Here is a 20,416-nt window from a genome sequence, read left to right on the forward strand (position 1 = left end):
GTGATGGTGGATTGGTCCGGGGGGAACGATACCGGAAAATCCCCACGGAGGGATGCGATCTGGGCCTGTGTCGCCCGTCTGGGCCGGGCCGAGGCACCGCAATATCTGCGCAATCGCAGTGTCGCCGAAGATTGGTTGGCCCGGCTGTTCGAGGCCGAAATCGCGGCGGGGCGGCGTGTTCTGACGGGCTTTGATTTCCCTTTTGGCTATCCGGCGGGATTCGCGACGGCATTGACGGGCAAAAGCGATCCCTTCGCCGTCTGGCACTGGCTGGAGGACCGGATCGAAGACAGCCCGCAGGCCAACAACCGCTTTGATCTGGCCGGAGAAATCAACCGGCGGTTCGGAGGGCGCGGTCCGTTCTGGTTCAACGGGTTGAAGCGCGACATCGACGGGTTGCCGCGCAAGAAAACCGGCTATGAAAACCCGTTCCCGGACAGACGTCTGGCAGAAGAGCAGGCCAAAGGGGCCTTTTCCTGCTGGCAGTTGGGCGGGACGGGGGCCGTTGGTTCTCAGGTCATGATGGGTCTGCCGGTGCTTGCGCGGTTGCGGCGGCGTTTTGAGGTCGCCGTCTGGCCGTTTGAACAGTTAGACAAACAAATCGCCCTCGTGGAAATCTGGCCGTCCCTGACGCTGGGCGCTGCACCGGAGGACCAGATCAAGGATGCGTGGCAGGTCCGCGAGGTTGCGCGCACCGTCTCGACGCTGGAGCCCGACGCCTTGGCGGAGATGCTGGCCGTGGATGCTCCGGAAGAGGGGTGGATATTCGGTCTGGGCCACGAGGACCGTCTGCGGCAGGCCAGCGCCCAGCCCCCGCGTCTGACCAATGATTGCTTTGCCTTGCCGCCGGGGGTGCATTGGACGCCGGTGCAGGAGGCGCTGGCGCTTTTGCAGGAACGGTTGAGCCCGGTGACAGGGGTTGAGCATCTGCCTGTTGCCGCGGCCACCGGTCGGGTTCTGGCTGAAGATGTGACGGCTGTCCGGTCCAATCCGCCCCTGCCGAACACCGCCGTTGATGGCTATGGGTTCTCCGGCGGAAAAGCGGCAGGCGTGCACCGCATGCCCTTGGCGGAAGGGCGCGCCGCCGCTGGTGACCGCCCCGGAGTGGTGCCATCCGGCACCGCCGTGCGCATCCTGACGGGCGCGGCCTTGCCCGAGGGGGTCGATACGGTGATCCTGCAGGAGGACGTTACCGTGAGTGACGGTCATATCGCCTTTCACGGCCCGATCAAGGCGGGCGCGAACACGCGTCGCGCGGGAGAGGACGTGGCGCAAAGTGACATCGCACTGACGCAGGGGACGCGGATTGGCCCCGCGCAGGCCGCCTTGCTGGCCGCCGTTGGTCTTGCCGAGGTGCCGGTCCGCAAACCTCTGCGCGTGGCTGTGCTCTCTACCGGTGCCGAGCTGGTTGAGGCCGGGGAGGCGGCAGCCCCTGGACAGATATTCGATGCGAATCGCCCGATGCTGCTGGAGATGGTACGGCGCTTTGGACACGAACCGGTGGACATGGGGCGCGTCCCGGATGACCGCAAGGTCCTCGCAGAGCGGTTGCACGCGGCCTCGAAAACCGCCGATCTGATCCTGACCAGCGGCGGCGCATCCGCGGGCGATGAGGACCACGTCTCGGCCCTGCTGACAGAAGCCGGGGCCATGACCCTATGGCGCATCGCGGTGAAACCGGGCAGGCCACTGGCTCTGGGCATGTGGGCGGGCGTGCCGGTGTTCGGGCTGCCGGGCAACCCGGTGGCTGCGATGACATGCGCGTTGATCTTCGGACACCCGGCGATGGTCCGACTGGCCGGGGGCGCGTGGCGGGCCCCGCAGGGATTTGAGGTTCCCGCCGCCTTTCAGAAAAACAAGAAACACGGGCGCACGGAATACCTGCGCGCGCGGATCAGGGAGGGAAGGGCGGAAGTCTTCGCCTCCGAAGGGTCAGGGCGCATTTCCGGGCTGAGCTGGGCCGAGGGGCTGGTCGAACTGCCGCATGAGGCGGCGGAGATCGTGCCGGGGACACTGGTGCGCTACATTCCGTTCGCCAGCTTTGGGCTGTGAAAACTACTGTCCTCTTGGTCACATGGAGCTATGTTTCAACGCAGATCGGCCGACAGGCCAAGTTACCGAGGAAAACAGATGCCCAAAGTCATGCCACTAACCGCCGCTGTGCTTACTGTCTTCGCAGTGGGCGCGCAGGCAGAGTGTACGCAGGCGCTCACCGTGAAATTCGTGGAAAGCGCGCCGCGTGACCGCTTTGACATCATTCATACCGCGACGGGTGTTTTCGTGACCGGCGTGGCGATTGATCTGGCGGGCTCGCAGGGGGCTTTGGTCTTTGACACGGCGGCTGGCGGTTCCGGCACACAAGTGTTTCAGCCTTTTGAGCCGGGTGAGGGGATGCAGGGCGTCGATGTCGCCGATGGCGCGCAGCGCCTCGATATCCGTTTGACCGAGTTATCGGCAGGCCAGCGTACGGGGTTCACAATTGACGTGGACGATCAGCAGGCGCAGTCCGATCTGGGCCAGATCAGAGTGACGGGTGGGGAGCTTTCAGGTGCGCGCGCCCTCTTCAGCCTGACGGATGGTTCGGAGCTGGAAGCGGTTTTTGACGCCAACAACCGCGCCAAGGTCTGTACCTGACACTTTAGTCGAAGGTGCCCGCCACGCGCCCCAACAACATGAAAGCGCGTGCCGTGCGGGTTTCCGCGAGAGCAGAGATTTCGCCATCCGTCGCCGTTGTTTCAAACTCGGCAAAAGTCTTGTCGAACCGCCGCAGGAAATGGTGGGCGGCGTCGCGGAAAATCGGGTCTTGCTTCATCCGACCCGCCGTCAGCGCGAGCGACGACCGGTCCCGTACACCGCCCAGGGCGGCGATAGGCCTGCCGCGTGCGCCCTGGCCAAACTGGCGCCAGACCTCGGGGCGGGCGCGATCCGGCAGCAGGTCATCCATGTAGATGCCATCCTGGCTGAGCAGGGTCAGCACGTCTTGTGCTGCCTGGATCAATTGCGCAGCGGAGCGATCTTTCAACGCCCGCCGCAGGGCTGAGAACCCGGCTTCATCTTCCGCTGTTTCGGGGAAGTTCAAGGCACGGATGAAATCTTCCACCGCAAGCGGCGGGGCCATATCGACCGCCTGCGTTCCGAGTGCGAGCGCGGGTTGGTCTTCGCGGGGGGGCTCTGCGGCGGGGGCGACCGTGCCGCCTGTTTGGCGTTCCTGCTCCCGGCGCGACGTGAAAGTGGCCAACGCGGATTCGGTCTTGCGGGCTGCTTCCGTGAGTTCATCGAGTTTCCGCGCAACCGAACCGGGTTCCGGGCCCGTCACGCCACTTTGGTTCTGCGCGATATAGGCGTGGCGAATGGCATCGATGGCCGCCTGCAGGCGCTGGCTTTCCTCCCGCATGATCCGGCTCGAGCGCGCTGCGGTGGCCGCGACCCAGATCATGCCAACCGGCATGAAAACGGCCAGCATGATCATGACAAATCGAAGCGCGCCAAGACCTTCGCCCGCGACGTTGTCACTGGGCATGAAGAGGAAAAAGAGCGCTGACGCCAGAAGCCAAAGCCCCGACAGGACCAGCGCCGCGATTTCTATGCTGCTGATGCCCTCGGTGCCCGGCCGGTCATAAATACCAAGCGGCGTGGGGCGTGCCCGCGCTTCGGTGGTTTCCGGGGTTTCGGTTGTGTCGGCCATCGTCGCAATTCCCGTCAGGCGTAGACGATCTTGAGCACCTCATAGGACTTCTCGCCGCCCGGCGTGCGCACTTCTACGCTGTCCCCTTCGTCCTTGCCAATCAGAGCGCGCGCAATCGGCGATTTTATGTTCAGCAGGCCCTTTTCGATACTGGCCTCATGTTCGCCGACGATCTGCCAGGTCTTTTCTTCATCGGTGTCCTCGTCGACCAGCGTCACCGTGGCGCCGAACTTGATGGTGCCGGACATCTTGGCCGGGTCGATCACCTCGGCCAGCCCCAGAACGCCCTCCAACTCCTTGATCCGGCCTTCGATGAAGGACTGCTTTTCGCGCGCCGAATGGTATTCCGCGTTCTCGGACAAATCGCCATGCTCGCGCGCTTCGGCAATGGCCTTGATGATGGCCGGGCGCTCCACTGATTTCAGCTGCTTGAGTTCCGCTTCCAGATCAGCGTGGCCCTTGCGGGTCATGGGAATTTTATCCATCAGTAGCGTCCACGAAATGACGCGGCCCGCCGGGCTATCCGGGGGCCGCTGGTGAGAGTTGGCAACTACCTGACCCAAAGGTGAAGGAAATTGCAAGAGGTCTGGCTGAGATTACCCGCGCGGGGTCAGTCGTATTGCACCACCTCATATTCGATGTCGTCGTGATCGTGGAAGTAAAACCGCCGGCCCGGTTCATAATCCGCATGATTGCCGGTGGTGAAACCCGCCTTTTTCACAGCCTCCTCCATCGCGTCGATATCGTCTACCACCACGGCGATGTGGTTGAGCCCACCGCGGGTGGTGTAGCTGTCTGCCTTCTCGCTGGTGTTCTGAGCGGGCGTATAAAGCGCCAGGTACTGCGTGTCCGAACCCACATGGATGGATTGGCCGCCGCTGGTCGCATCGCCTTTCCAACGAATGTGCCAGCCAAAAAGCTCCTGCATCCAAGCCGCAGTCGCCTCGCCATCAGAAACGGTGTAGTTCGCGTGTTCAAGCCGTACGGTCATCGATCTTCTCCTTGAGATTTGCCTTGATGACACTCACCGTAATTTCTAAACCTAACTTTAGGTCAAGGAGAATTTTATGGCAGTCAGTGACGGGCTTTCGATCGGGGCATTGGCGGCGCGCACCGGGCTGGCCGTCTCGGCGATCCGCTATTACGAGGCGCAGGGATTGATCCGGCCGTGGCGCAACGCCGGCGGGCAGCGCCGGTTTGAGCGCTCCGACCTGCGCAGGCTCAGTTTCGTGATGATCGCCCAGCAGTTCGGGTTCACCTTGCCGCAGATCCGGGCGGAGCTTGACCGGCTCCCAGGCGGGCGTACGCCGACCAAGGCTGATTGGGCACGGATCAGCGCGGGCTTCCGGGCTCGGCTGGACGAGAAAATCGAGACATTGACGCGGCTGAGGGACAGTTTGGATGGATGTATCGGCTGTGGCTGTCTCAGCCTGCCGAACTGTGCGCTGTACAATCCGACGGACCGGATCGCGGAAAAAGGACCGGGTCCGCGATTCCTGATGGGCGATCTGCCGGAGATGTGATCAAAATCATCCGTCCCGGTCAGGAAATCGACGATTTGTGCCACTTATGACGCCCAGTTGCGATTGCATTGGGGGGTGACGTGGTTTAGCCAATCGCGAAAGATTGTTGCGCGGCAGAGGTCGCGCCCCGTTGGATTGTAAGGGAGCCGGGACATGTCGGAGACGGAACGCGAAGCAATGGAATACGATGTGGTCATCGTGGGCGCAGGTCCGGCGGGCCTGTCTGCGGCGATCCGTTTGAAACAGCTGGATGCCGACTGCAATGTCGTTGTGCTGGAGAAGGGCTCCGAAGTGGGCGCGCATATTCTGTCGGGGGCCGTTCTGGATCCGGTCGGTCTGGATGAGCTGATCCCGGACTGGAAGGAGAAGGGTGCCCCGCTCAATGTGCCGGTGAAAGACGACAACTTTTTCATGCTGGGTGAGGCGGGCAAGCTGCGCATCCCTAATTTCCCGATGCCACCGCTGATGAACAACCACGGCAACTACATCGTCTCCATGGGCAATGTGTGTCGCTGGATGGCGGAGCAGGCGGAAGAGCTGGGCGTGGAAATCTTTCCTGGTATGTCGTGTTCTGAGCTGGTTTTTGACGAAAACAACGGGGTAAAAGGGGTCGTTGCGGGTGAATTCGGCAAGAACCCGGATGGCAGCAAGGGCGACGGTTACGAGCCGGGCATGGAACTGCATGGCAAATATGTCTTCCTGAGCGAAGGCGTTCGGGGATCGCTCTCCAAGCAGGTGATTGCCAAATACAATCTCTCGGACGGGCATGAGCCGCAGAAATACGGTCTTGGCATGAAGGAAATCTGGGAGATCGACCCGGCCAAGCACCGCGAAGGATCTGTCACCCACACCATGGGCTGGCCCCTGGGGGGCAACGCGGGCGGCGGTTCCTTTATCTACCACCTTGAGAACAATCAGGTTTACGTGGGCTTTGTTGTGCACCTGAACTACAAGAACCCGCATCTTTTCCCCTACATGGAATTCCAACGCTTCAAACATCATCCGATGGTCGCGGATTTGCTGAAGGGCGGCAAAAGGGTCGCCTACGGTGCGCGGGCGATCTCGGAGGGCGGGTTCCAATCCATGCCCAAGATGGTCGCGCCCGGTGTCGCGCTGCTGGGCTGCTCCGTAGGCATGGTCAACGTGCCGCGCATCAAGGGCAATCACAACGCGATGCTGTCGGGCAAAGCCGCGGCAGAGGCCGCCATGGCCGCGATCGCAGACGATCGCAGCGGTGACGAGCTGTCCGACTACGAGGCCGAAGTACGCAATGGCAAGATCGGTCAGGACCTGCGCAAGGTGCGCAATGTCAAACCGCTGTGGTCAAAATACGGGCTGACGGCGAGCCTGGTGATGGGCGGGGTCGACATGTGGACCAACACCTTGGGTTTTTCGCTGCTGGGCACGCTGGGACACGGTAAATCGGATGCTGACGCGACCGAAGAGGCCTCCAAACACCAGACCATCGACTACCCGAAGCCCGATGGCAAACTCTCCTTTGATCGCCTGACGAATGTCGCGTTCTCCTTCACCAATCACGAGGAAAGCCAGCCTGCGCACCTTACGCTGAAAGATGCGGAGGTCCCGGTGAACAGCAACCTGCCAAAATACGCAGGCCCATCGGCACGCTACTGCCCGGCAGGGGTCTACGAGTTCGTCGAAGAGGCAGGCAAGGATACCCGGTTTGTCATCAACTTCCAGAACTGCGTGCATTGCAAGACCTGTGACATCAAGGATCCGGCGCAGAACATCGTGTGGACGACGCCGCAGGGCGGGGATGGGCCGAACTATCCCAACATGTGATGCCTGCGGCCTGGGTTTGACACTGCGAGGGGGCGATTAACGCGCGTGCGCTATGGTGATTTTATGCCGCCCGGCAGGGCCGCAGGATTGCGCTTGGGCCGTAACCTGATAGCCTGCCGCTCACCCCGCGTTTCATGAGAGAGCAACCGTGCTTCACAGATTGATGACCTCCGCCGCAGTACTTGCACTATCGCTGACGATTGCAGCGCCGGTCTCTGCGCAATCCAACGCCGGCGCATATCTGGCGGCGCGATCCGCCGCAATGCAAAGCGATTTCGAGCAGGCCGCCTCCTATTTTACGCAAGCGCTGGCGCGTGATCCTCGCAACACTGCCATAATGGAAAGCGTTGTCGTGTCACAACTGGCCCTGGGGCGCGTAGATCGCGCCCTGCCCGTGGCCGAAGCCTTGCTGAACCTCGGCCAGCCCAGCCAGATCGCGCAGCTGGTGCTGACGGCGAACATGATCCTCGAGGAGGATTACGAGGGGCTGTTGGCGACGACGCCCGAGGGTGAAGGTGTCGGCCCCCTTGTGGACGGGTTGATCAAGGCCTGGGCCCTCATGGGGGCGGGGCGGGCGAATGACGCGCTGGCCGCCTTTGACAGCATCTCTGAAGAACCGGGGCTGCAGGGGTTTGCGCTCTATCATAAGGCGATGGCGCTGGCCTCTGTCGGGGATTTCGAAGGAGCCGAAGAGATATTCAGCGCCGATACGGCAGGTGCCGTGGTGCAGACACGCCGTGGGGTTCTGGCGCGTGCGGAAATCCTGTCGCAACTGGACAGGGATGCCGAGGCGCTGGAATTGCTGCAGCGGATGTTCAACGGCGCCACCGATCCCGAAATCGAACAGGTGATCGAGGCGTTGAACGGGGATACGCCGGTTCCTTTCCGGCACATCACCTCCGTGCGGGATGGCTTTGCAGAGGTCTTTTTCTCTGTGGCGGCTGCCCTGCGCAGCGAGGCGGGCCCGGAATACACGATCCTCTATGCCCAGGTTGCCTTGACCTTGCGGCCTGATCACGTGGACGGGCTGCTTCTGACCGCGGATCTCTTTGAAACGCTTGAGCAATACGCTCAGGCCATTGCTGTCTACAAGCGGGTTCCGGCAAACGATCCCGCCTACCACGCTGCCGAGCTTGGCCGGGCCGAAGCATTGCGCCGCTCGGACAGACCCGAAGCCTCGATCGAGGTACTGGAACAGCTGGCGCGCAGCCACGGGCATCTGGCGACCGTTCATTCGGCACTGGGCGACGCGCAGCGCCAGCAGGACCGTTTTGCCGAGGCCGTTGTTGCCTATGACAAGGCGGCGGCCCTGGTCGAAGATCGGGGCGGACCAAGCTGGTTCCTCTACTACGCCCGTGCGATTTGCCATGAACGGCTGGGCAACTGGGAGGCTGCCGAAGCGGATTTTCGCGCGGCCCTGGAGATCAACCCGGGCCAGCCGCAAGTGCTCAACTACCTCGGCTATTCGCTGGTCGAGAAACAGATCAAGTTGGATGAAGCGCTGGAGATGATCGAGCGCGCGGCCGCGGCGAGCCCGGACAGCGGATACATCATCGATTCATTGGGCTGGGCGCTCTACCGTCTGGGCCGCTACGATGAGGCGCTGCCGCACATGGAACGGGCGGTCGAGCTGATGGCCGTCGATCCGGTGGTGAACGATCACCTTGGCGATGTCTATTGGGCCGTTGGCCGCAAACGCGAGGCGGAATTCCAGTGGGCGCGCGCGCTGTCTTTTGTCGATGAGACTGATCCGATGAGCGAAGCCAAGCCCGAGCGGATTCGACGCAAGCTTGAAGTCGGTCTCGACGCCGTGCTGGCCGAAGAGGGCGCGGAGCCGCTGCAAGTTGCCAGGGACTGAGGCCCGCCTGCCACATTCTGTGGACGTCTTTGCACCTGCCAAGATCAATCTGACATTGCATGTCGTCGGCCAGCGGGCCGACGGGTACCATTTGCTGGACAGCCTTGTCGCCTTTGCAACGGTGGGTGACCAGTTGGGCGTGCAGATGGACAATGGGTTTTCCCTGAAAATGCAGGGTTCAGAGGCCGCGACACTGCCCGAGGACGCCTCAAATCTCATCTTGCAGGTTGCGGACCTCTTTGATCACCTTCCGGGTGCGGCGTTTCACCTGACCAAGGAGTTGCCGGTGTCTTCGGGGATTGGCGGCGGGTCTGCAGATGCTGCCGCCGCGTATCGCGCCCTGTCCGCCGTCGCCAGAGAGGCGGACATTCAGATCCCCACGCCCGAGACACTGCTGAAGCTGGGCGCGGATGTTCCGATGTGTCTGACCAGCAGGGCTGCGCGTATTGGCGGCATTGGCGAACAGATCACACCCGTTGCGTTACTGCCAGCGCTGCCTGCGGTGCTGGTGAACCCGCGCCGCGAAGTTGCCACGCCGGCTGTCTTCAAGGCGATGACGACGCGGCAAAACGCGCCCATGCCCCGAGATCTTCCCACGTTCAACGGCACCCGCGATCTGGCCAACTGGTTGCGCGGACAGCGGAACGATCTTGAGCCTGCAGCGTCGCAGCTTGAACCGATGATTGATGTCGTGAAAGCAGCGATTTCCACGCAGCCGGACTGCCTGCTCTCCCGGATGTCCGGGTCGGGTGCTACCTGTTTCGGTCTTTTCCCGACACTGGCGGCAGCGCAAAAGGCGGCAGCCGCCATCGCGCGCCATCAACCGGAGTGGTGGGTCAAACCGACGGAGCTGGGCTCGCAGAATGAGCGGGCACAGCCCCGGCTCAGTTGATCCGTTCGACCACGTAATCCGCCAGATCGCTCAGCATTTCCTTGATCTCATGGTCGGGCAGAGGCGCAATGGCAGCTTTTGCCTTGGACGCCCAGCTTCGTGCCGCCTCTGCTGTCTCGGTGAGCGCATCATGCTTGTCCAGTAAGGCCCTGGCCGTGCCGAGGTCGTCATCGGTCTGCTTGCCCTTTTCGATGGTGCGCTCCCAAAAGGCGCGCTCCTCGGCATCCGCTTTTGCGACCGCCTTGATGAGCGGCATGGTCAGCTTGCGCTCGCGGAAGTCATCTCCGATGTTCTTGCCGATGGCCCCTGCATCACCCTGAAAATCGAGAAGATCGTCGACGATCTGGAAGGCCACGCCCAGAGCATCGCCATATTCGTAGAGCGCGCGCACCTGCGCATCCGGCGCGTCTGCGATCACACCGCCAACTTCGGTTGCCGCCGAGAACAGGGCCGCTGTCTTGCCACGGACCACCTGAAGATAGACCGCTTCGGTGGTAGCAAGATCCTGACTGGCCGTCAGTTGCAGCACTTCCCCTTCCGCGATGGTCGCAGACGCGTTGGAGAGAATGTCGAGCACGCGCAGCGATCCGGTTTCCACCATCAGCTGAAAGCTGCGGGAGAAGAGATAGTCGCCCACCAGCACCGATGATTTATTGTCCCACAGCAGGTTGGCGGTTGGCCGCCCGCGCCGCTGGCCGCTCTCATCGACCACGTCATCGTGCAGCAGGGTCGCGGTGTGAATGAACTCCACCGTTGCCGCCAGATTGATGTGGTACGGCCCGTCGTAGCCGCAAAGGTGGGCCGCCGCCAGCGTCAGCATGGGGCGCAGCCGCTTGCCGCCCGCCTCGACCAGATGGGCGGTGACTTCGGGAATGCGCGGCGCATGTTCAGAGGCCATTCTGGCGCGGATCAGTGCGTTCACCGCCTCAAGGTCAGCAGCCAGAAAGGCGGCCATTCGATCATGCGGTTTCTGCGAATTCTCGGTCTTCGGCATCAACTTCCCAACTGCAGGCTCGACATCACCGCCAGCTTGCCCTTACATCCCTGATATGAAGGAACTTTTGCGCAGCACAGACCCGACGATCATCGCCTTTGCCACGGCCCTTCTCCAAGGCGAGGATATAGACTGCTTTGAGTTGGACGTAAATATGAGCGTGCTCGAAGGTGGCATCGGAATCTTCCCCCGCAGGCTCATGGTACGCACCGACGATCACGATGTCGCGACACGGGTCATGCACGACAACGACATCCCACTGGGCAAATGACGCCGGACCTGACCCGGGATGCATTTCTGGGCGGGCGGCTGCACTTATATCAGCCTCGATTGGGCTATCGCGCCGGGGTGGATCCGGTATTGCTGGCCGCCAGTGTGCCAGCTCGGGCGGGGCAATCGGTGCTCGATCTGGGCTGCGGTGTGGGGGCTGCGGCTTTATGCCTCGCCGCGCGTGTGCCCGGTTTGGCGCTGACGGGTGTGGAAATGCAACCGGAGTACGCAGCCCTTGCGCGGCGAAACGGAGGGGGCGACCTGGAAGTTGTCACTGCCGATATCAACGCGCTACCGCTTGAGCTGCGGCAGCGGCAATTCGATCATGTGATCACGAACCCCCCGTATTTTGACCGGAGCGCCAGCGGCAGCGCCCGCAACGCCGGGCGCGAGGCGGCCCTTGGCGAAACGACACCCTTGGCGGATTGGGTGAAGGCCGCGGCCAAACGGCTGAAACCGAAGGGATACGTGCATATCATTCATCGCGCAGAACGTCTTCCGGACACCCTCGGTGCGCTGCCGAACGGGATGGGCAGCATCGAGGTTTTGCCGCTGAGCCCGCGCGTGGGGCGGCTGGCGGAGCTGGTCATCGTGCGTGCGCGTAAGAACGGGCGCGGGGCATTCAAACTGCATCCGCCCTTGATTCTTCACAAGGGCGCGCGTCACGAAAGCGACGCTGACAGCTACGTCCCACGGGTCAAATCGGTCCTGCGGGATGGCGCCGCACTTGATTTTTAAGCACATTAATACAATCTTAACGGGTATCATGCGCATGCTGCCTATGCGGCGTGACTTGATTCACAAGGTGTGGTCAACTGAACGCCATACCGTTGCACACAGGAGGAATGAATGAGCGTTACTGCACATGTCGATCAGCTGAAGAAGAAGCATCAGTCCCTGAGCGAAGCCGTAGAAGAAGCCCAACGCGCCCCCGGCATCGATGATCTTGCAATCGCAGACCTGAAAAAGCAGAAACTCCGTCTCAAAGAAGAAATCACGCGCCTGTCGAGCTAGCATTTTTACGCAGACTGGCGCGCGCCGCGATCATTGCGCCGCCAGTCACGAGAATCGCCGCGATGCCCAATGTCGCCGACAACGGGGCAACGCCAGCCATGACAAGCACCAAGGTCGATAACAAGGGGGCCGCGTAGGACGCAGCGCCCAAGAGTTGTATATCGCCCTGTTTGACGCCGATGTCCCAGACGAAAAAGGCCAGCCCCACGGGGCCGAGGCCAAGCAGAAGCGTTGCACTCCAGCCCAGAGCGGACTGTGGGAAAACCGTGTCTTCGAATATCAGGTGCAGCGGCAGGGACAGGGCGGCTGCCCCTAAGCAGAACACGGTGACGGACTGTGTCGGCGCGTCGCCCACCAAACGGGAAAGCACCGAGTAGCTCGACCAGGTGAGTGCGCAGATCAGCGCCAGCCCATAGCCGGGCAGATAGTCGATGCGGAAACCACTGCCGCCGCCCGAGATGATCAGCGCTGCGCCTGTGAAGCCGATGGCCGCGCCGATGAGATGACCTCTGCGCACTTCTTCGCCGGGCAGCAGACCGGACAGGATGACGATCAACAAAGGCCAAAGGTAGGCGATGAGCCCTGCCTCGGCAGCCGGTGCGAGACGCAGGGCAGAGAAATAGAGCGCGTGGTAGCCAAAAAGCCCAAGCGTACCAGAGATATAGACGCGTAAGGGCACAGATCGCAGCATCGCAAACCCGCCCGAATGATATGTCCAGATCAAGCCGCAGGTGCCACCGATGGTGAAACATATGGTGTTGAGCAACAGCGGTGGCGTCGGCGCGGACCCGACGGTCAGCAGCGCAAGCAGGGCCCAAAGGATCACCGCGACAAATCCGATCAGCGTTGCGCGCATTCTCGTCATGGAAGGGGGTCTTCTACAGTCACGACGCGCAGGCTGTCGGTGATATAGGTCGTCTTGCTGATTTCGCGCAGCATCCACTCGCGGAACGCTTTGACCTGCGGACGATTTTCAGTGCCTTTCGGACAAAGAAAGCGAAACCTGGCGCCGGTGGACAGGGCCATGCCGTAAGGGGTGACCAAACGGCCTTCGTCGATATCCTTGACCACCAGAGCGCGCCGTCCCAGCACCACACCGACCCCGGCAAGGGCCGCATCCACGGCGTGATCCGCCTGGCTGAAATGGGGCCCGTGCGTTGGATCAAAATCGATACCCATCTCGGCAAACCATGCCTTCCAGTCACACCGCGGGTATAGAAAGTTGATCGAATCGTCAAAGATCAGCGGCGCCTCGACCAGGCTTTGTGCGTCCGGAAACCTTTCGGCGAGAGCAGGCGTCATAACCGGCGCAACCCATTCCTCCGCCAAGGGCACGCTGTAGAGATCCTCATCCTTGTCACGCCCAAACCGAATGGCCACGTCAATGGCATCACGTCCGAAGTCCATGATCTTGAGAGAGGCTGAGAAGCGCAATTCGATTTCTGGATGCGCCTGGGCAAACTCGTAGAGCCGTGGGGCCAGCCACTTTGCGGTGAATGCCGGCCCGGCGGTGATCGTGAGGGACTGGCTGTCCTGTAGGCGTTGTGCTGCGCGCCAGGCATTCGCCAGTGTCTGAAACCCATCCTGGGCCCCTGGTGCCAGCGCCACGCCTGCTTCGGTGAGTTCCACGGCGCGATTCAAACGCCTGAAGAGGGGCGCGCCAAGGTGTTCCTCAAGGGACTTGATCTGAAAGCTCAGCGCAGCCGGTGTCACGGAGAGTTCTTCTGCCGCCTTGGCAAAGGACATGTGCCGTGCTGCCGCGTCGAAGGCACGCAAAGCAGTCAGAGGTGGCAGGCGGTCGATCATATTCAGTTAAGTACAGCTTAAGTGAGTGGATGGAAAGTCTCGTTTGTCGGCTTCGTTAGCGCATGCCATATATGTCTCAGATCAATTGAGTTTATGCACGCAAGGAGCAACGCCATGTTCGAAGCTACCACAAACAGCGACACCCGCAACGCCATGCAGCGCGCTCACGAAGAGCGGGCACAAGCGATGAAAGATGCCTGGAACTGGCTGTTTCACTCTTCCCGCTGATCGACTGCAGCGATCTTACGGGATGTGAAAAGGGCCGGTGATCATCACCGGCCCTTTCTTCATTCTGGATGTGAAGACGTCAGACGAAGAACTGTGCTCCATTCGCGGAAATGGTCGAGCCATTGATGAAACCCGCATCATCCGAGGCGAGGAACACAACGCAGCGCGCAATTTCTTCAGGTTCGCCCAGCCGTCCGGCGGGAATTTGCCCGATGATGGATTCGCGTACCTTCTCTGGCACCGCCATAACCATTTCCGTTGCGATGTAGCCCGGGCAGATTGCGTTGGCGGTGATGCCTGCGCGCGCGCCCTCTTGCGCCAATGACTTTACGATCCCCAGATCGCCGGCTTTGGTCGCGGCATAGTTCACTTGCGCAAACTGGCCTTTCTGACCGTTGATCGAGCTGATCACGATCACCCGACCGAACTTGCGCTCGCGCATGCCGGGCCAGATCGGATGCACCGTGTTGAAGACGCCCGTCAGGTTGGTGTCGATGACTTCCTGCCACTGCTGCGGCGTCATCTTGTGGAATGGCGCGTCCCGGGTGATCCCGGCATTTGCCACGACGACATCGATGGGGCCAAGGTCGGCTTCGACGCCCGCGATGCCCTCTTTGCACGCGTCATAGTCGGCCACGTTCCATTTGTAGGTCTTGATGCCTGTTTCATCGGTGAACTTGGCGGCTGCCTCGTCATTGCCTGCATAGGTGGCAGCGACGGTGTAGCCGGCATCTTTCAGGGCGTTGGAAATAGAGGCACCGATGCCTCGGCTGCCTCCAGTGACAAGTGCGACGCGGGACATGTGGGATTCTCCTTCGTGTTTCTGATAATCTTGTTACGGATTGATTTCAGGTTGCGCAACAATATTGCGCAAGTAAATCCAGCAAGCAGGTGTTTTTGGAGTGTTTAGGCGGCGCGATGCTGCGCCGCCTTGATCTGAATCAGGGGCGCTCAAGGCACATGGCAACGCCCATGCCGCCGCCGATGCACAGGGTCGCAAGGCCTTTCTTGGCATCGCGGCGCTTCATTTCGAACAGCAGCGTGTTCAGAATACGCGCGCCTGATGCGCCGATCGGGTGACCGATGGCAATGGCGCCGCCGTTCACGTTCACCACATCCGGGTTCCAGCCCATGTCCTTGTTGACGGCACAAGCCTGCGCCGCGAAGGCCTCGTTTGCTTCGACCAGATCGAGGTCTTCGGCCTTCCACCCGGCTTTTTCCAGCGCTTTCCGGCTGGCAAAGATGGGACCCGCGCCCATGATGGCCGGGTCGAGACCAACGGTGGCATAGCTCGCAATGCGCGCCAGGGGCTCAATGCCGCGTTTTTCGGCTTCATCCGCTGTCATCATCAGCGCGGCCGCTGCGCCATCGTTCAAGCCAGAAGCATTTGCTGCCGTGACCGAACCGTCCTTGGTGAAGGCGGGGCGCAGTTTTTGCATAGCTTCCACCGTTGCGCCGTGGCGGATGTATTCGTCCTGATCGACCACGGTATCGCCTTTGCGGCCCTTGACCGTGAAGGCCATGATCTCATCCGCAAACTTGCCGGCTTTCTGGGCCGCTTCGGCCTTGTTCTGCGAAGCAACGGCGAATTCGTCCTGCTGCTCGCGGCCGATCTGCCATTTTTCGGCAACATTTTCCGCAGTTTGCCCCATGTGATAGCCGTTGAAAGCATCCCAGAGACCATCACGGATCATCGTGTCGATGTATTTCATATCGCCCATTTTGTGGCCAGCGCGCAGCGAGGCAGCGTGAGGGGACAGTGTCATGTTTTCCTGACCCCCCGCGGCGACGATCGATGCATCACCCAACTGGATGTGCTGTGCTGCCAGGGCAACGGCGCGCAGACCGGAGCCACAGACCTGATTGATGGTCCAGGCCGCACTTTCCTGTGGCAGGCCGGCATTGATATGCGCTTGTCGCGCCGGGTTCTGGCCCTGCGCTGCGGTCAGCACCTGACCCAGAATGGTTTCGGAAACTTCGGAAGCATCGACGCCTGCACGTGCCACGACTTCTTTCAAAACTGCGGCACCAAGGTCATGGGCGGGCGTGGTTGCGAAAGATCCGCCAAAACTGCCAACGGCGGTGCGTGCTGCGGATGCGATAACGACATTCGTCATATGGATTGGTCCTTTGCCAGTTCTGGAAAAGGGGCGTTCTCGCCGGGCCTTGGTTTTCAGGGCCCTGACCCCTCACCTTCAATGGTTCGGTCCATAGACTATTCACGTAAGGGCAGCAACCAAATGGCGCGTCGCAGCAGGTCTGGCCCTCGGATGGCCTGCATCTCAGACGGCTTTTTGTTTTTCGACGTTGCGCAGCCAATGAGGACGCGTTGACGCAGCGGCAAAGTAATGACCCTGCAGGCAGTCCACACCGAGCCCGATGAGTGTTTCCGCATCTTCCTTGTTTTCGACGAACTCGGCGACGGTCAACATGTCGAAGTGGCGTGCAATGGAGACCAGCGCCGCCGTCAGCGCCTGATTGTCAGGGTCGGATGCGATCCCCTGGATGAACTGACCGTCAATTTTGAGAATGTCGAAATAGAAGTCCTTGAAGTAGCGCAACGCTGTATAACCCGCGCCAAAGTCATCCATGGCAAAGCTGATCCCCTCGATCTGCAACCGGTCCATGAAATCCACCACCAGCTCCGGCACCAGCATGGCCGAGCTTTCCGTGATCTCCAGGATCAGCCGCTCGGCAATCATGGCGTTGCGGCTCAGCCAGCGATCCAGCGTGCGGTTCCACTGGCGGTACCCGATGGAGCGCGCGGACATATTGATTGCAAGCCTCAGCCCCGGGTTGTCGTTCAGGGCCCGCAGCCCCAAACCCAAGGCCAGCGTATCAAGTTGACGGCCCAGTTCTGTATTCTCGATTGTGTCCATGAAGTCGCTGGCCGGAATGACACGGCCCGTTGAATCCAGAACACGGATCAGGCCCTCGTAAAAGGCCACCTTGTCGGGCGCGCGGGCTTGCATGACCGGTTGGAAGGCCAGAAGAACCTGTTTGTGCTTGATGGCCTCTGCAACCATGTCCACGGTGTTCCTGTCGCGCTGGGACAGGGCGAACTGCAGAGGGTTTTCCGCGCCTGGCGGCACGTCCGCAAATCGCTTTTTTCTCGGTCCGGCCATCATGCCCTCGCATTGAAGTGGTTGCGTCACTCTATGACCACACATCCTAAAATCGCGTAAATATTCTCATTTTGTTCTAATTTGATTTGTGCTTTAATCGATTGAAAACTAACGTAAACAAAAGGAAAACCCGATGGAGCGGTGCGGTTGGGCAGGGCCAGAAGAAATCTATCTTGAATACCACGATACGGATTGGGGCGTGCCCGAGTATGACAGTCGTGCGCTGTGGGAAAAACTGGTTCTGGATGGATTTCAGGCCGGGTTGAGCTGGCTTACCATTTTGAAAAAGCGGGAGAATTTTCGCGCTGCCTTCGCGGGGTTCAATCCAGATGTGATTGCAGGCTGGGGCGAAGGTGAGATCGAGACCTTGCTCGCGGACCCCGGTATCATACGCCACCGGGGCAAGATCGAGGCGACGATCAGCAATGCTCGTGTCTGGCAGGAGATCGAAGCGCGTGAGGGGTTCGACAGATTTTTGTGGACCTATGTGGATGGCGCGCCGCTGCAGAACCAATGGCGGACACTGGAAGAGGTCCCGGCCTTCACGCCGCTTTCCACGCAAATCTCCAAGGACCTCAAGAAGGCAGGCTTTCGATTCTGCGGGCCGACAATCGTCTACGCCTTCATGCAGGCGGTCGGTATGGTCAATGATCATCTGGTGACCTGCCCGCGTCACAGGGCCGTTACGGATATGGCGGTAAAGGGGCGTTGACTCTGCCTTTTTGCAAAGTATAAGCGCGGTTTCATTGGTGTTGGTGGCCCCCGCAAGGGACAGCCTGTCAGGCGCAAGCCAGAGGACAACGCCCTTCACGCCCGTCTGGGCATCTTTAGAAGGAGATCAGCCGTGACCAAACGCACGTCTGCCAAGTACAAAATCGACCGCCGTATGGGCGAAAACATCTGGGGCCGTCCGAAATCCCCGGTGAACCGCCGCGAATATGGCCCCGGCCAGCACGGTCAGCGCCGCAAGGGCAAACTCAGCGATTTCGGCATTCAGCTGCGCGCCAAGCAGAAGCTCAAGGGCTACTACGGCGACCTGACCGAAAAGCAGTTCCGCCGCATCTACGCCGAAGCCGAGCGTGTCAAAGGCGACACCGGTGAAAACCTGATCGGTCTGCTGGAGCGTCGCCTGGACGCCGTCGTCTATCGCTCCAAATTCGTTGCAACCGTTTTCGCGGCACGCCAGTTCGTGAACCACGGCCACGTGAAAGTGAACGGCAAGAAGGTCAACATCCCGTCCTACCGCGTGCAGGAAGGTGACGTGATCGAAGTCCGCGACCGCTCCAAACAGATCGCCGTCGTGCTCGAAGCGACACAATTGCCTGAGCGTGACGTGCCGGATTACATCGAGGCCGATCATTCCAAAATGACCGCGAAATTCGTGCGCACACCGGCCTTGGGCGACGTGCCCTACCCGGTGATGATGGAACCGAACCTCGTCGTCGAATTCTACGCGAAAAACTAAGGTTTTTCCCAAGCCGTTTCAGAAAGCCGCGTCGCACGTCCGACGCGGCTTTCTTTTTGCTCAGACTGCCCGTGCAACAACGCCGAAACTGGTCCTCGACGGCGGTCCGGCGGGAAAGCTGTAATGCGCCTCGACGGCGAAACCCGCAGCCCGCAACAGCTCGTCGATTTCCCGCGGTCGAAATGTCCGGTGCCGCCATTGCAGCCAGATGATCACGTTGCACCAATGGGGCTTGGAGACGGACATCCACAGCCGCGCCCCGGGGCGCGCCATCGACCGCATCGCCTTAAGTGCGCTGAGCGGATCGTCGAAATGTTCGATGACATGGGCGGCAAGCAGCACGTCAAACGAACCCAGCCGGGCCTCTTCAAGACCGATATCGCAGGTTTCGGAGTTGACCCCGCGCTGCGCCAATGCGCCTTTGGCAAATTTCAGCATCGCCGGCGAGCGATCCAGCAGCACCATCCGGTCAGGCGCGCCGTGCAGGGCTGTCCAGGCCTCGGCCATGGCGCCGGTCCCGGTCCCGATGTCGATCACCTCGATGCGCGCGGGCAGGTCGGGTCTGCGATCCGACAGAAACCCCAGATAGCCGTCGTAATAGCCCAAAACCCGCATCTTGTCGGACCAATTTGGCGCAACAGCTTCGTAAGGATCTTCAGGGCCCGAACCAACATGTTCCATGGCATGTTTCTCGCATGGATGAGGTGGGGTGAAAAGGGCGCCGTCCAAGGGAGGTCAGCCGGGCAAATCGATCAAGTTACGTTACGTTGGAAACAGTCTGTTGAGCGGTTCTCCGCTTGACCGAAAGGCAGCGGGAACATAACTGGAACTTTGAAAATACAGTAAAAATTTTATGGAGTGCGTAATGAGTATCAACAAGGTGGCTCTTGCAGCCGTTCTAACCCTGGCCAGCACCTTTGGTGCCAGTGCCGCGACAATCACAGTCTCGACCTTCGATACGGCAACCTACAACGGTGGCTTCGGGGCGCCGGGCAATGTCGGAGAAGATTTCGAGCGGCTGGGTGGGTCCAAAGGCGAGGGCGAGGTTGGTCCCGCACTTTCCACCTCCGTGGGCACATTCAAGACGCTGGGCGGCACAGGCTCGGGCGGGTCCGTGATCGGCACCGGTACAGAGCTCGCGCTGCGGGACGGCAAGGTCTTTGGCCGCAAGAACACGGTCCCGCAGGGCGGATCGTGGTTCCTGGACAGCAACGACACCTGGGGCATGAACTGGGCGGTCAGCACGGGCGGATTGTTCAACCGGTTGTCCTTTGTCCTGAACGACGGCAGTGACCAGGGCGCCTTCCTGCGCATCGTCGCTGGCGGTATCTCCAAGGAGTTGCGCACTGGCGGCAGGCTGCCTAACGGCAACGCACGCACGGTAGAGATCGATTTCGGTCAGGCGGTGTCCTCTGCGGAAATCGTTCTGGGCAATTTCTTCACGTCCGGCGGCGACAGATACAAGCTGAACGATGGCTTCTCCATCGATGGCATTGCGGTCACTTCCGTTGACGATAACAACCAGCCTGACCCGGTGCCGCTGCCTGCATCTGCTCTACTGCTGGGGGCCGCAGTGGGCGGGCTTGGCTGGGCTGGCCGCCGCAAGGCCAAAGCGCGCAAGGCCTGACCACCGAGACGCTGCCGTCAGGTAGGGTTCCTGTACAGACCCGACACCTCTCGAGGTGCGGGGTGATCGCCAGAATATGAAGAGGGGTCCGCACAGTCGGGCCCCTTTTTGTTGCCATGCGGAGCG

The 20,416-nt window shown here is 60.9% G+C and carries 22 protein-coding genes; 12 read left to right on the forward strand and 10 right to left on the reverse strand.

Annotated features, from left to right (window positions below; translation table 11 throughout):
* Positions 1–3: 3 nt before the first annotated feature.
* Together ISX84_RS09215 and ISX84_RS09220 are read left to right on the forward strand one after the other, a co-directional pair.
* On the forward strand, positions 4–2,052 hold the full coding sequence (locus ISX84_RS09215; protein ID WP_195820283.1) for a molybdopterin-binding protein: 2,049 nt from the start codon (positions 4–6) through the stop codon (positions 2,050–2,052).
* Between the two features lie 78 nt (positions 2,053–2,130).
* Positions 2,131–2,634: an aggregation factor core gene (locus ISX84_RS09220; RefSeq protein WP_195820036.1), complete on the forward strand. Its 504-nt coding sequence runs from the start codon at positions 2,131–2,133 to the stop codon at positions 2,632–2,634.
* Positions 2,635–2,638: 4 nt separating this feature from the next.
* Here the strand turns inward: ISX84_RS09220 and ISX84_RS09225 are convergent, their stop codons facing one another.
* The 3 genes from ISX84_RS09225 to ISX84_RS09235 form a co-directional block, all read right to left on the reverse strand.
* Positions 2,639–3,685 (reverse strand): hypothetical protein, encoded by a 1,047-nt coding sequence (locus tag ISX84_RS09225; RefSeq protein ID WP_195820037.1) that lies wholly within the window; start codon positions 3,683–3,685, stop codon positions 2,639–2,641.
* A gap of 14 nt (positions 3,686–3,699) precedes the next feature.
* Positions 3,700–4,170: a transcription elongation factor GreA gene (gene greA, locus ISX84_RS09230; RefSeq protein WP_195820038.1), complete on the reverse strand. Its 471-nt coding sequence runs from the start codon at positions 4,168–4,170 to the stop codon at positions 3,700–3,702.
* A 125-nt stretch (positions 4,171–4,295) separates the two neighbouring features.
* Positions 4,296–4,676, reverse strand: coding sequence for a VOC family protein (locus tag ISX84_RS09235; RefSeq protein WP_195820039.1), 381 nt, complete (start codon positions 4,674–4,676; stop codon positions 4,296–4,298).
* A gap of 76 nt (positions 4,677–4,752) precedes the next feature.
* On the opposite strand from ISX84_RS09235, the gene soxR reads away from it, so the two are divergent.
* From soxR to ISX84_RS09255, 4 genes are all read left to right on the forward strand, one after another.
* Positions 4,753–5,208, forward strand: coding sequence for a redox-sensitive transcriptional activator SoxR (gene soxR, locus ISX84_RS09240; protein WP_195820040.1), 456 nt, complete (start codon positions 4,753–4,755; stop codon positions 5,206–5,208).
* A gap of 153 nt (positions 5,209–5,361) precedes the next feature.
* Positions 5,362–7,011, forward strand: coding sequence for an electron transfer flavoprotein-ubiquinone oxidoreductase (locus tag ISX84_RS09245; protein WP_195820041.1), 1,650 nt, complete (start codon positions 5,362–5,364; stop codon positions 7,009–7,011).
* Positions 7,012–7,159: 148 nt separating this feature from the next.
* Positions 7,160–8,869: a tetratricopeptide repeat protein gene (locus tag ISX84_RS09250; protein ID WP_442800616.1), complete on the forward strand. Its 1,710-nt coding sequence runs from the start codon at positions 7,160–7,162 to the stop codon at positions 8,867–8,869.
* Positions 8,856–9,761 (forward strand): 4-(cytidine 5'-diphospho)-2-C-methyl-D-erythritol kinase, encoded by a 906-nt coding sequence (locus ISX84_RS09255; protein ID WP_229884192.1) that lies wholly within the window; start codon positions 8,856–8,858, stop codon positions 9,759–9,761. Before ISX84_RS09250 ends, ISX84_RS09255 begins: the two co-directional genes overlap by 14 nt.
* Here the strand turns inward: ISX84_RS09255 and ISX84_RS09260 are convergent.
* Positions 9,754–10,755, reverse strand: a complete 1,002-nt coding sequence (locus ISX84_RS09260; protein ID WP_195820042.1) for a polyprenyl synthetase family protein — start codon at positions 10,753–10,755, stop codon at positions 9,754–9,756. The two genes, ISX84_RS09255 and ISX84_RS09260, sit on opposite strands and share 8 nt — an antisense overlap.
* 55 nt (positions 10,756–10,810) lie before the next feature.
* On the opposite strand from ISX84_RS09260, the gene ISX84_RS09265 reads away from it, so the two are divergent.
* The 3 genes from ISX84_RS09265 (at position 10,811) to ISX84_RS09275 (ending at position 12,039) form a co-directional block, all read left to right on the forward strand.
* Complete coding sequence (locus tag ISX84_RS09265; RefSeq protein ID WP_195820043.1) at positions 10,811–11,026, forward strand: putative signal transducing protein; 216 nt, start codon at positions 10,811–10,813, stop codon at positions 11,024–11,026.
* The gene (locus tag ISX84_RS09270; RefSeq protein WP_195820044.1) at positions 11,023–11,763 is read left to right on the forward strand and encodes a tRNA1(Val) (adenine(37)-N6)-methyltransferase; all 741 of its coding nucleotides are present in this window, start codon (positions 11,023–11,025) and stop codon (positions 11,761–11,763) included. The genes ISX84_RS09265 and ISX84_RS09270 overlap by 4 nt, the downstream gene beginning before the upstream one ends.
* Positions 11,764–11,874: 111 nt before the next feature.
* The gene (locus ISX84_RS09275) at positions 11,875–12,039 is read left to right on the forward strand and encodes a YdcH family protein (RefSeq protein WP_195820045.1); all 165 of its coding nucleotides are present in this window, start codon (positions 11,875–11,877) and stop codon (positions 12,037–12,039) included.
* On the opposite strand, the gene yddG is transcribed toward ISX84_RS09275, so the two are convergent.
* The 5 genes from yddG to ISX84_RS09300 form a co-directional block, all read right to left on the reverse strand.
* On the reverse strand, positions 12,020–12,904 hold the full coding sequence (gene yddG, locus ISX84_RS09280) for an aromatic amino acid exporter YddG (protein WP_195820046.1): 885 nt from the start codon (positions 12,902–12,904) through the stop codon (positions 12,020–12,022). The two genes, ISX84_RS09275 and yddG, sit on opposite strands and share 20 nt — an antisense overlap.
* Positions 12,901–13,845, reverse strand: a complete 945-nt coding sequence (locus tag ISX84_RS09285; RefSeq protein ID WP_195820047.1) for a transcriptional regulator GcvA — start codon at positions 13,843–13,845, stop codon at positions 12,901–12,903. Before ISX84_RS09285 ends, yddG begins: the two co-directional genes overlap by 4 nt.
* 307 nt (positions 13,846–14,152) lie before the next feature.
* Entirely contained in the window at positions 14,153–14,875 is a 723-nt protein-coding gene (gene phbB, locus ISX84_RS09290) for an acetoacetyl-CoA reductase (RefSeq protein WP_195820048.1), read from the reverse strand.
* 139 nt (positions 14,876–15,014) lie between these two features.
* On the reverse strand, positions 15,015–16,190 hold the full coding sequence (locus ISX84_RS09295; RefSeq protein ID WP_195820049.1) for an acetyl-CoA C-acetyltransferase: 1,176 nt from the start codon (positions 16,188–16,190) through the stop codon (positions 15,015–15,017).
* A 165-nt stretch (positions 16,191–16,355) separates the two neighbouring features.
* Complete coding sequence (locus tag ISX84_RS09300; protein ID WP_195820050.1) at positions 16,356–17,198, reverse strand: EAL domain-containing protein; 843 nt, start codon at positions 17,196–17,198, stop codon at positions 16,356–16,358.
* Positions 17,199–17,331: 133 nt separating this feature from the next.
* Here ISX84_RS09300 and ISX84_RS09305 point away from each other — a divergent pair, with 133 nt between their 5' ends.
* Complete coding sequence (locus ISX84_RS09305; RefSeq protein ID WP_195820051.1) at positions 17,332–17,910, forward strand: DNA-3-methyladenine glycosylase I; 579 nt, start codon at positions 17,332–17,334, stop codon at positions 17,908–17,910.
* 132 nt (positions 17,911–18,042) lie between these two features.
* Entirely contained in the window at positions 18,043–18,663 is a 621-nt protein-coding gene (gene rpsD / locus ISX84_RS09310) for a 30S ribosomal protein S4 (RefSeq protein ID WP_195820052.1), read from the forward strand.
* A 60-nt stretch (positions 18,664–18,723) separates the two neighbouring features.
* Here rpsD and ISX84_RS09315 read toward each other — a convergent pair whose 3' ends face one another.
* On the reverse strand, positions 18,724–19,344 hold the full coding sequence (locus ISX84_RS09315; RefSeq protein ID WP_229884193.1) for a class I SAM-dependent methyltransferase: 621 nt from the start codon (positions 19,342–19,344) through the stop codon (positions 18,724–18,726).
* 184 nt (positions 19,345–19,528) lie between these two features.
* On the opposite strand from ISX84_RS09315, the gene ISX84_RS09320 reads away from it, so the two are divergent.
* A complete protein-coding gene (locus ISX84_RS09320; RefSeq protein WP_195820053.1) occupies positions 19,529–20,290 on the forward strand; it encodes a VPLPA-CTERM sorting domain-containing protein in 762 nt (253 codons plus the stop codon).
* Positions 20,291–20,416 lie beyond the last annotated feature (126 nt).

The organism is Roseobacter sp. MH60115 (genome assembly GCF_015644665.1).
GTDB lineage: Bacteria > Pseudomonadota > Alphaproteobacteria > Rhodobacterales > Rhodobacteraceae > Roseobacter.

Excerpts from the sequence above, each read along its gene's own strand:
- phbB (WP_195820048.1), bottom strand. The coding sequence starts at position 14,875 with ATGTCCCGCGTCGCACTTGTCACTGGAGGCAGCCGAGGCATCGGTGCC.
- ISX84_RS09285 (WP_195820047.1), bottom strand. The coding sequence starts at position 13,845 with ATGATCGACCGCCTGCCACCTCTGACTGCTTTGCGTGCCTTCGACGCG.
- ISX84_RS09260 (WP_195820042.1), bottom strand. The coding sequence starts at position 10,755 with ATGCCGAAGACCGAGAATTCGCAGAAACCGCATGATCGAATGGCCGCC.
- ISX84_RS09315 (WP_229884193.1), bottom strand. The coding sequence starts at position 19,344 with ATGGAACATGTTGGTTCGGGCCCTGAAGATCCTTACGAAGCTGTTGCG.
- ISX84_RS09265 (WP_195820043.1), top strand. The coding sequence starts at position 10,811 with ATGAAGGAACTTTTGCGCAGCACAGACCCGACGATCATCGCCTTTGCC.
- greA (WP_195820038.1), bottom strand. The coding sequence starts at position 4,170 with ATGGATAAAATTCCCATGACCCGCAAGGGCCACGCTGATCTGGAAGCG.
- ISX84_RS09220 (WP_195820036.1), top strand. The coding sequence starts at position 2,131 with ATGCCCAAAGTCATGCCACTAACCGCCGCTGTGCTTACTGTCTTCGCA.
- ISX84_RS09275 (WP_195820045.1), top strand. The coding sequence starts at position 11,875 with ATGAGCGTTACTGCACATGTCGATCAGCTGAAGAAGAAGCATCAGTCC.
- ISX84_RS09245 (WP_195820041.1), top strand. The coding sequence starts at position 5,362 with ATGTCGGAGACGGAACGCGAAGCAATGGAATACGATGTGGTCATCGTG.
- ISX84_RS09295 (WP_195820049.1), bottom strand. The coding sequence starts at position 16,190 with ATGACGAATGTCGTTATCGCATCCGCAGCACGCACCGCCGTTGGCAGT.
- ISX84_RS09215 (WP_195820283.1), top strand. The coding sequence starts at position 4 with ATGGTGGATTGGTCCGGGGGGAACGATACCGGAAAATCCCCACGGAGG.
- ISX84_RS09270 (WP_195820044.1), top strand. The coding sequence starts at position 11,023 with ATGACGCCGGACCTGACCCGGGATGCATTTCTGGGCGGGCGGCTGCAC.
- ISX84_RS09320 (WP_195820053.1), top strand. The coding sequence starts at position 19,529 with ATGAGTATCAACAAGGTGGCTCTTGCAGCCGTTCTAACCCTGGCCAGC.
- ISX84_RS09235 (WP_195820039.1), bottom strand. The coding sequence starts at position 4,676 with ATGACCGTACGGCTTGAACACGCGAACTACACCGTTTCTGATGGCGAG.
- soxR (WP_195820040.1), top strand. The coding sequence starts at position 4,753 with ATGGCAGTCAGTGACGGGCTTTCGATCGGGGCATTGGCGGCGCGCACC.
- yddG (WP_195820046.1), bottom strand. The coding sequence starts at position 12,904 with ATGACGAGAATGCGCGCAACGCTGATCGGATTTGTCGCGGTGATCCTT.
- ISX84_RS09305 (WP_195820051.1), top strand. The coding sequence starts at position 17,332 with ATGGAGCGGTGCGGTTGGGCAGGGCCAGAAGAAATCTATCTTGAATAC.
- ISX84_RS09225 (WP_195820037.1), bottom strand. The coding sequence starts at position 3,685 with ATGGCCGACACAACCGAAACCCCGGAAACCACCGAAGCGCGGGCACGC.
- ISX84_RS09300 (WP_195820050.1), bottom strand. The coding sequence starts at position 17,198 with ATGGCCGGACCGAGAAAAAAGCGATTTGCGGACGTGCCGCCAGGCGCG.